This window comes from Acetobacter pasteurianus subsp. pasteurianus LMG 1262 = NBRC 106471, from assembly GCF_000285275.1.
Lineage (GTDB): Bacteria > Pseudomonadota > Alphaproteobacteria > Acetobacterales > Acetobacteraceae > Acetobacter > Acetobacter pasteurianus.
Genome location: NZ_CADO01000069.1, coordinates 1 through 9583 on the forward strand (window position 1 = coordinate 1; position 9583 = coordinate 9583).

The window sequence follows — 9583 nt, forward strand, 5'->3', positions numbered from 1 at the left end:
ACTTTTTCATAATCTAACCCGATGTACAACCCTTCTGTGAGATTTCCGCGTGGATTACCTCAAGGACGTGATCATCAACGACAGTCTTGGCATTGCCGAAGAGCTGGAACGCCAGATGCAACTGGTGGTGGACCACTACCATTGCGAATGGCGGGACGCACTGAGCGACAAGGACAAACTCAAGCGGTTCCGCACATTTGTAAACGATGCCCGCCCAGACCCCAACATTCGCACCGTGGCCGAGCGTGATCAGGTCAGGCCCGCTGCCAACCTGCCCGAGGCAGGGAGCCTTGCAGGCCCGCAGGCATGGACGGAACTGTGCGCGCAAACGGACCTTGTGGAAAAATCCGGTGTGGTCGCATGGTGCGAGGGTAATCAGGTCGCCCTGTTCTATGTTCCGGCCACGCAGGTTGAGCCCGCCTGTGTGTATGCGCTGGATAACCATGACCCGTTTTCGCATGCCAATATTATTGGCCGTGGGCTGATAGGGGAGATCAAGGGGCAGCGGGTTGTGGCCTCGCCACTGTACAAGCAGCACTTCCGTCTGGAAGATGGCCAGTGTCTGGAGGATGCATCGGTCCGGCTGCGCACATGGGATGCACGGCTGGTGGACGGCAAGGTGCAGATCAGGGTGCGCGCCGGGCAGGGTACACCTGAACTGACGCCTGCCTGACGTGGCCATGCCTGATACTTCATTCCGTTCTGTCTGCCCGTATTGTGGCGTAGGGTGCGGGATTATTCTGGATGTAAAGGATGGAAAAATTGCAAAGGTGCGGGGTGATGCCGCGCACCCTGCCAATGCCGGCCGTTTATGCACAAAAGGCAGTTCGTGCGATAAGCCCTTATATGCGCAGGAGCGTTTAAAAACCGCCGTGTTGCGCCCGCAACGTGGGGCGGATGCCGTGGCGGTTCCGCTTGAACAGGCGATTGACAAAACGGCAGCAAGGTTAAGGAGTGTTCTGGATACACATGGGCCGGACGCAATTGCGTTTTATGTGTCCGGTCAGATGTCTGTGGAGGCACAGTACCTCATTAACAAACTGGCAAAAGGGTATGTTGGAAGCCAGTATATAGAATCCAATTCCCGCCTGTGCATGGCAGCGGCAGGTACAGGCTACAAGCTCTCGCTCGGGGCAGACGCACCACCGGGCAGTTATGAGGATATAGACACCACCAACCTGTTTTTTGTCATCGGGTCCAATATGGCCGATTGCCACCCGATCCTGTTCCTGCGTCTGATGGAGCGGAAAAGAGCTGGCGCCAAGCTGATTGTGGTGGACCCACGCAAAACGGCCACGGCGGAAAAGGCGGACCTGTATCTGCCCATCCGCCCGGGAACAGACTTGGCCTTGCTGAATGGCCTTTTGCATATTCTTGTTGAAAATGGAGACATAGACAAACAGTTTATCGCGCAGGCAACCCGTGGGTGGGATGCCATGCCTGCATTTCTGGCAGAGTATGCGCCCAGCACTGTTGCCGAAATAACCGGCCTGCCTGTTGCGGATATTATGACCGCCGCCCGCTGGATTGCTCAGGCCGGGGACTGGATGAGCCTGTGGACCATGGGGCTGAACCAGAGCGTTGCGGGAACATGGAATACCAATGCGCTATGCAACCTGCACCTTGCCACAGGCGCGCTGTGCAAACCCGGTTGCGGCCCGTTTTCCCTGACCGGCCAGCCCAACGCCATGGGGGGGCGCGAAATGGGTTACATGGGGCCGGGGCTACCGGGGCAACGCAGCGCGCTGGTGGCGGAAGACCGCGCATTTGTGGAGGCACAGTGGAAGCTCCCCCCCGGCACCCTGCGGGATGTAGGGGGCAATGGCGCCATTGCCATGTTTGAGGCCATGGAAGAAGGCCGCATAAAAGCCTGCTGGATTATCTGCACCAACCCTGTGGCCACTGTTGCCAATCGCGGCCATGTCATACGGGCATTGGAAAAAGCGGATTACGTGGTTGTGCAGGACGCCTTTGCAGATAGTGAAACCACAGGATTTGCCGATAGTCTGCTTCCAGCCGCCCTTTGGGCAGAAGCGGATGGCGTGCAGGTTAATTCCGACCGGACCATGACCTTGGCACAAAAGGCGGTCGCTCCACCGGGGGAAGCACTGGCCGATTGGGAGCTTATTGCCCGCGTTGCGTGCGCCATGGGGTTTGAGCAGGGTTTTTCCTTTACTTCCGCCGCTGAAGTGTTTGCTGAACTCAGCCGTTTTACAAACCCCAAAACCGGCTATGACTGCGCCGGAGTGAGCTATGAGCGCCTGCGCCAGGGCCCGGTGCAGTGGCCTGCCCCTGTGGGGGACACGCAGGCCCGCCACCCGGTGCGCTATGTACCGGCCGGGCAGGTGCTACCGGTTTTTCCCACCCCCGATGGGCGTGCGATTTTTTACGCGCGCCCGTGGATGCGCCCGCAGGAATGGCCAGATGAGCAGTTCCCCTTTGTGCTCAACAGTGGCCGACTGCAACACCAGTGGCATACCCTGACCAAAACAGGCCGTGTTGCCAGCCTGAACCGCCTGAACCCCGGCCCATTTGTGGAGGTTTCGGTGCAGGATGCCCAATCACTTGGGTTGCAGGCGGATGATCGTGTCAGGGTGACGTCCCGCCGTGGGCACATTGTTCTGCCTGTTCAAATCAGCCAGCGCGTGGGGGCGGGGCAGTGCTTTGCCCCATTCCACTGGAATGACCGCTTTGGCCCGGACATGGCCGTCAATGCGGTTACGTCGGATGATGTGGACCCGCTCTCCCTCCAGCCCGGCTTCAAGCTCTGTGCCGTTAAGCTGGAGCGGGTTGCGCCAGATGTGTTGCCACCCTCAGCCCCCCGTCAGGAAGAAGGAAGTGCCCCTATGCCGCTTGATACCCTGATGCGCCATTTCTCCCTTGATGATCCAGCCCTCCAGCCAGATTTGCCCGAACAGGCCAGAATATGGCTGAAAGGTTTTCTGGAAGGGTTGCGTATGGTGCCCCCACAACCCGGTCTGGTGCCGGATGTACCCGCATCCGCTCCCTTGCCTGTGGAAGCGCGGAGTTATGTAAACGGCCTGCTGGCGGGCCTGTTCAGCCGTGTGGGGGAGGCGTGTGCCCAGCCTCTTCCCCCGAATGTTCTTGCCGTGCGGCAGAGCATCCGGGTTTGGTGGGCATCGCAGACTGGTCGGGCGGAGGCGCTGGCCGCTACCGTGGCTGTCTGGCTGCGGGAGGCCGGGTATACGGTGGAACTCGCCTGTCTGGATCACTGCAAGGATGCGGACCTTGGGCAGGGGAAGGCGATTTTTGTTGTCTCCACTTTTGGGGATGGAGATCCCCCCGATTGTGCAACCCCATTCTGGGACACCCTGCGTGCGCGCAAGGAGGCACTGACAGGCTTCTCCTGCGCGGTTCTGGCGTTGGGGGATTCCTCCTATGCCAGTTTCTGCGGGTTTGGCTGTGCGCTGGATGGCCGCCTGCGGGAGCTGGGTGCCTGTATGATCATGGACCGCGTGGATTGCGAACCGGATTTTGAGGATACGGTAGAAGTCTGGCGTGGCCAGCTTCTGGCTGTGCTGGACAGCACAACACCCCCAGTGTCCCCACCCGCCACCACGCTGCCCGAGCCCAGAGTTGGCACAAGGGATGCGCCGGTTATTGCCCGCCTTGCACTGAACGAACGCTTGTGTCAGGGCGCTGCCAGCAAGGATACACGCCGTATTGGCCTGGACCTGGGCAAGAGCAGCCTGGACTGGAAGCCCGGAGATGCGCTGGGGATATGGCCCTGCAACGCAGTAGAGGTTGTCAAAACCACTCTGGCGGCATTGGGCCTGCCAGCGGATACTCCCGTGACCCTAAAGGGCGCAGGCACCGTTGGACTGCACGATGCCCTGTTGCGCCATTTTGATCTGGCACGCCCCAACCCGGCAATGCTGCATGCACTTGGCCGGACCGAAGGCGGTTACCTGCCCGAACTGTTGCAGGCGGCCCGCCTTGATGTTGCAGCGCAGGATGTGCCCACCCTGTTCCGCAGGATGCAGCCCCGGCTTTATTCCACAGCCTCTTCCCCGCTCGTGTCGGGGCGGGTGGTGGAACTGACTGTGGGCGTGAATAACGGGTTCTTCCGCACTTTTCGTGATGGGTATCTTGTACTTAGGTTCCGGAACTGGGAAATCCAGATTCACGACAGCAGATAATGTGTTTGCCTGACAAAGAGGTGAACCGTTGGACTCTCTCCATCAGATCATGAATTTGCAACAATGATGTACAACTGTCCTTGCCGATCACGATGGGGCAGGCATTCCTGAATAATTTTGACTCATGAAAGGTTTGAGTATGTTGAAAAAAAGTATTCCCGTTGCCTTGGCTCTAGCAACCTTGGTTTGTGGGACGATACCAAATGCAATGGCTGATCAGCCGACAACGGAAGCACCAAAAGTTCCAACGAAAAATGAACCGGTCAGCACGCCGATGTCTGACTTGTTGAAAGACGGCCGGGTAGAGGCCGCGATGATGGACATAACTGGGGGAATTTATATCATTGAAACAAATCGAGGTCGTTTCCGATGTGAGGTCGAAAACATGAAGGGAAAACCCGCTACGTCTCAATGCTACGCCATCAGCTGATCGTTTGCTTCATTGATTCAAAGCGTGATCTGGTAATGATGGTATGGGGTCTCCGTCTGCGGCATTCCATGACCACCAGTTGTCAGAACCAAATACTCGCGCGTAGTAGCTTTCTTTCTCAGCTTTACGTGCGAGATATTTTTCATCCGTTCGCCCAAATACTTCCATTGGATAGCCTTCTTTTTTGCCGATATCAGTCAAGATAAAGTCAGGCCGGACAAGCTCTCGTGCTGCATCAAAGCGGAGCGGCTTTATGAAGGTTCGTTCTTCTTGAACTAATAACTCAACAATTTTAGCTTCATAGCGGCTTTCGACCGGAATAAGTTGCTCAGTTGTTGTCATGAGAGCAGCATCTTCTATTTGAACAGAACTAAAATTTTTATACTTTCCGTTTTTTATTGGATCAATGGTGACAAGGAATAATCCAAAAACTGAAAGCCCTTCCTCATTCCGAGAAAATTCTGCCAGTTCTCTTGAATGCGATTTTTCCAATCGCTCCCATTTTGCCTGTGAAATCGACATGAACATGCGGTAGCCATCTCGAACTCCAGACAGTTCGATATTGTATCCTTTTCCATAAGGATCGGCCTGAGCACTACTCAAGCGCCCAATCACATACAGTCTGAATTTCTCTGAATGATCTTTGATGGTTCGCTGTGTAGAGTACAAAATACCCCGATCATTGGAGACGACAGGACAGAGCACCTGATCTAAGGTGATGCCACGCTGAATCTTGATGTTGCTAGACGTCGCGTAAGCTCGCCTGAGCGCTTTAGGATCAATACGGTGTCCTGCAAACTGTGGGCGCCAGTAATGTAGACCGGCACGCTCCCACACGAGGTGCAGCAAACCAAGAGTGGTCATGCGTCTCTGGGTTTTACCTGTTGATTTTCACTGAGAACTGGGTTCTTCCGCACTTTTCGTGATGGGTATCTTGTACTTAGGTTCCGGAACTGGGAAATCCAGAAAGTCGTTCACTTTCATGGATATTCCCCAGTGTCACGCCTTCGGTCTCTTGATCTTCCCCGTTCCCTCGTCGTTCGTCGTGTTGTTGCACTGGACAACAGAGTGGAGATCGAAGTCAGTCTGCGAAAGCGGAGTGCAGTGTGTCCGGACTGTCAGTGCCCGACACGACGCATTCACAGTTTCTATCAGAGAAAACTCGCGGATCTTCCATGGCAGGGCCGTCCAGCCACGCTGATCGTTTCTGTGCCGCGCTTTTTCTGCCAGACGATGCTTTGTCCACGTCGGACGTTTGTCATGCCCCTTGAGGGGATAACCGTGCGTCATGGCAGACAGACCACACGTCTTGCCGATCTTCATTATTATATCGCCCATACCCTGGGCGGTTCCGCTGGAGCACGAATGACCGTGCGCCTGTGTTGCCCCATCAGCGCCGATACTCTTGTCCGCCGTCTTCTCTCACGTGCGCAGAACACCACAAAAGGCATGGCCCGTACACGTGTGGTGGGGGTGGATGACTGGGCATGGCGGCGGGGACATCACTATGGAACGATTGTGGTTGATCTTGAGAAAAATGATGTCATTGACCTCCTGCCAGATCGGGACGCTGATACCCTTGCCCGATGGCTGCAGGTCCATCCCGGTATTGAAATCATTGCCAGAGACCGTGCCGGTGCTTATGCAGACGGATGCCGCAGAGGCGCACCATCCGCTCTTCAGGTGACAGACCGCTGGCATCTGCTGAAGAACCTGTCAGACGCTTTTGTCAGCATTCTGGACCGTTTTACGACAACAGTGAGGACCCTGACACGACAGCTGAACGTATCAACGGCAGTAAGCAAAATATCTGAAACAATCAGAGCGCATCCAGAAGAGGCGCAGGCGGTCGTCAGGTCAGCCTCTGGGGAACGACGTGATATTCTTTTCAAGGAAGCTCTTGCCCTGAAAGCAGCGGGACACAGCATTCAGGCTATCGCCACAACGATCGGGGTAGAGAGAAAAACCGTGCGGCGCTGGTTTCAGCGGGGCCATGCACCACCATGGAAAAGGACGGTTCCGCCACGCAGCATACTCGTGCCTTACGCAGCCCACCTGGAAAAGAGATGGTCCGAAGGATGTCGCAATAGTCGTCAGCTATGGCGGGAACTCCTGGAGCAGGGCTTTGCAGGACAATATGGCACCGTCTGGAAATGGGTGGTAACGCGACAGGGATGTTCCGCGAAACCCGTTTCTTCCGCGCATGTCGCTCCACCTCTGGGACGCAGACTTGCGCGGCTTCTCCTTGCAGAGGATCCGCTATCTGCCGGACAGGAGGGACTGCTGGTTCCTGCCCTTCTGGAAGCCGAACCGCACCTTGCCGTCACACTCTGCTGGCTCAGGAAAATGCAGACCCTGCTCTGTAAAAAGGGTGACACCAGCACGGAAGGCGATCTGAAGGCTTTGCTCAAAGAAGGAAAGACGACGCTGCTGTCACGTCTGATTCCCGCGCTTGAACGGGATGCGGCTGCCATTGAAGCGTCTCTTGTCACACCTTGGACAACCAGCCCGGTTGAAGGACAGATCAGCCGACTGAAAATGATCAAGCGCACCATGTTCGGAAGAGCAGGCTTCGAACTCCTCAGGGCTCGTGTCCTCCAGCCAGCATAACCAAAAACATCATCACGAAAAGTGCGGAAGAACCGAATAACGACCCATGGCCCGGTGTGTGCACAAACTGGCTTGCCGGGTTGCCCGCCGGGGCCGATGTGCCGGTTTTTGTTCAACCCACAACGCATTTCCATCTTCCCGCAGATGGCGGGACGGATGTGATCATGATCGGCCCCGGCACGGGTATTGCGCCATTCCGCGGGTTTTTGCAGGAGCGTGAAGCCCTTGGCGCAACAGGGCGCAACTGGCTGTTTTTTGGCGAACGGCACGCTCAGGAAGGGTTTTACTATCAGGAGGAGCTGGCCCGCTTTGCGCATACCGGGTGCCTGACACGGCTTGATACCGCATTTTCGCGCGATCAACCCAAGCGGATCTATGTGCAGGACAGGATGGAGGAAGCCGGGGCAGAGCTATGGAACTGGTTGCAGGCCGGGGCTTTCCTTTATATCTGTGGAGATGCGGCGCGTATGGCGCGTGATGTGGATGCCGCATTGCGCCGTATTGTGGCACGGCATGGGGCCATGCCAGCAAGCCAGGCGGATGATTATGTTGCCGGACTGACCAGAGGGGGCCGCTACCTGCGAGATATTTATTAATGGATAAATATCCTGCTCCATCCCCCATGCGCACCCGCATCAAGGTGCTGGTTGCCGATGAAAACCCCGGACGGGCAAAGGCCTTGTCCGATACGCTGCGGGCGGACCCGTCGCTTGATGTACAGTCCGTTCCTGTTGGCATGAGCCTGATAGAAGCCGTACACCAGTACTACCCCGATGTTGTGCTTGTGGACATGGCCCGCGCAGACCGTGATGCGCTGGATAGCGTGCGCGCACTGTTTGTTCCAGCACTGGAACGGCCCATTGCCCTGTTTGTGGATGAGGACGATGTGGACCTTATGGAAACCGCGTTTGATACTGGGGTATGCTCCTACAATGTTCTGGATGCCCCCCCGGATGATGTTAAGCCGCTGCTCCGTGCAGCAATTGCGCTCTATGCGCGTTTTCAGCGCACGCGGGCGGAACTCAGTGCCGCACAGCAGGAAATTGAAGAGCGCAGGATTATTGATCAGGCCAAAAAGCTGTTCATGAAAAATGAAAAAACAAATGAAACACAGGCATATCGCTGGTTCCGAGGGCGGGCAATGCAAACATCCCAGCGTATTGTCACCGTGGCCACCCAGTACCTCGCCGCTCAGCAGAAAAGCGACACACTATGACCAGACCTCTCCGTATCGGGTTGTTGCGCCTGTCTGATAGTGCGCCCGTTATGCTTGCCCATAATGCGGGCCTGTTTGCGCAATACGGGCTTAGGACGGAACTGGTGGTTTCTCCTTCATGGGCCAATATCGCAGATGGTCTGGTCTGGAAAACACTCGATGCAGCCATTATGTTTGCGCCACTGGCCATGATGACCTCTTTGGGCAGGCGTGGGCATATGCCAGCACTCAAGCCCCTTGCGACGTTAAGCTATGGGGGCAACACCGTTATACTGCGTGGCACCAACCCGCTGATGGGCCAGTGGCCCACGGAGGATAAAGGGCGTGAGGCTTTTGAGACATGGCGCGCTACAATCGGCCGCCGTCCAAGGCTTTCTGTTGTGCATATGTATTCAACCCATTTTCTTATCCTCAAGCGGTTCCTGTTATCCATAGGGGTGAACATGGAGCAGGATATTGAAATTCAGGTCATGCCCCCACCTGATATTATCAGCGCCCTGATGAATGGCTCCATAGATGGCGGGTGTGTCGGCCCGCCATGGGGGACAGAAGCCTGCCTGCAAAACCTTGCTTTTCTGGCTGGTGGTTCTCAAACCGTTATGCCGCGTCATATTGAAAAGCAGTTTGTTGTGCCACAAGGCACGTCTCAAAATCAGGATGTCTGCAAAGCAATTATCAACGCGCTGAACGATGCCAGGATTTTTTTGCGCAATGCGGAAAACAGGCAGACTGTTGCGCATGACCTAGCCGCACCGCTGGAAGAAAAAGGATTAAACCTGCCCGAGGCTGCAACACTTAAGACCTTGAGTGGCGAAGGCTTTACAGAAAAAACACATTACATCCATGGCCATACAGAAGCAGGGAACGTGGCGTGGATGCTGGATGATATGCAGGGGCTGGGCTGGATCACTCAAACGGAACACGATTTTCTGGAAGAAAAATGGAACGTGGAGGGATCGAAGAACCCTTGATTGATGTGCTTGGCCGGTAATTTCTGGGTTTTGGCGATTTGATTGACGTTTTTTGCGATGGCGTCCAGTCTGCGTTTTGAGCAGATTGGGAGTTGTCTCTCGCTGGATGGCTATGCGCTCGCGTTCAATCTTTCGAGGAAGAGGCGCATATTGTAGACGATATTGGCGAGCCCGATCCTCATGGTGGCTCGACTGA

At 55.9% G+C, this 9583-nt stretch carries 7 protein-coding genes and 1 pseudogene; 7 read left to right on the forward strand and 1 reads right to left on the reverse strand.

Features of this window, described 5'->3' with window-relative positions:
• Window positions 1–49: 49 nt before the first annotated feature.
• The 3 genes and pseudogenes from nirD to APA10_RS10905 form a co-directional block, all read left to right on the forward strand.
• Window positions 50–673, forward strand: a pseudogene (gene nirD / locus APA10_RS10895) (nitrite reductase small subunit NirD); the annotation flags it as partial.
• Between the two features lie 7 nt (window positions 674–680).
• On the forward strand, window positions 681–4160 hold the full coding sequence (locus APA10_RS10900) for a molybdopterin-dependent oxidoreductase (protein ID WP_080587159.1): 3480 nt from the start codon (window positions 681–683) through the stop codon (window positions 4158–4160).
• A gap of 124 nt (window positions 4161–4284) precedes the next feature.
• On the forward strand, window positions 4285–4590 hold the full coding sequence (locus tag APA10_RS10905; RefSeq protein ID WP_035366392.1) for a hypothetical protein: 306 nt from the start codon (window positions 4285–4287) through the stop codon (window positions 4588–4590).
• 9 nt (window positions 4591–4599) lie between these two features.
• Here the strand turns inward: APA10_RS10905 and APA10_RS10910 are convergent, their stop codons facing one another.
• Window positions 4600–5454, reverse strand: a complete 855-nt coding sequence (locus APA10_RS10910) for a DUF1173 family protein (RefSeq protein WP_003630796.1) — start codon at window positions 5452–5454, stop codon at window positions 4600–4602.
• Between the two features lie 132 nt (window positions 5455–5586).
• Between APA10_RS10910 and APA10_RS10915 the strand changes: the two genes are divergently transcribed.
• Genes APA10_RS10915 through APA10_RS10930 form a run of 4 tightly spaced genes read left to right on the forward strand, consistent with a single transcriptional unit; the run spans window position 5587 to window position 9387 of the window.
• On the forward strand, window positions 5587–7200 hold the full coding sequence (locus APA10_RS10915; RefSeq protein WP_003630797.1) for an ISL3 family transposase: 1614 nt from the start codon (window positions 5587–5589) through the stop codon (window positions 7198–7200).
• A gap of 56 nt (window positions 7201–7256) precedes the next feature.
• Window positions 7257–7796 carry a flavodoxin domain-containing protein gene (locus tag APA10_RS10920; RefSeq protein ID WP_003630798.1) on the forward strand — a complete coding sequence of 180 codons (540 nt, stop codon included), beginning with the start codon at window positions 7257–7259 and terminating at the stop codon, window positions 7794–7796.
• Window positions 7796–8416: an ANTAR domain-containing response regulator gene (locus APA10_RS10925; RefSeq protein ID WP_003630800.1), complete on the forward strand. Its 621-nt coding sequence runs from the start codon at window positions 7796–7798 to the stop codon at window positions 8414–8416. Before APA10_RS10920 ends, APA10_RS10925 begins: the two co-directional genes overlap by 1 nt.
• A complete protein-coding gene (locus APA10_RS10930) occupies window positions 8413–9387 on the forward strand; it encodes an ABC transporter substrate-binding protein (RefSeq protein WP_035366394.1) in 975 nt (324 codons plus the stop codon). Before APA10_RS10925 ends, APA10_RS10930 begins: the two co-directional genes overlap by 4 nt.
• Window positions 9388–9583 lie beyond the last annotated feature (196 nt).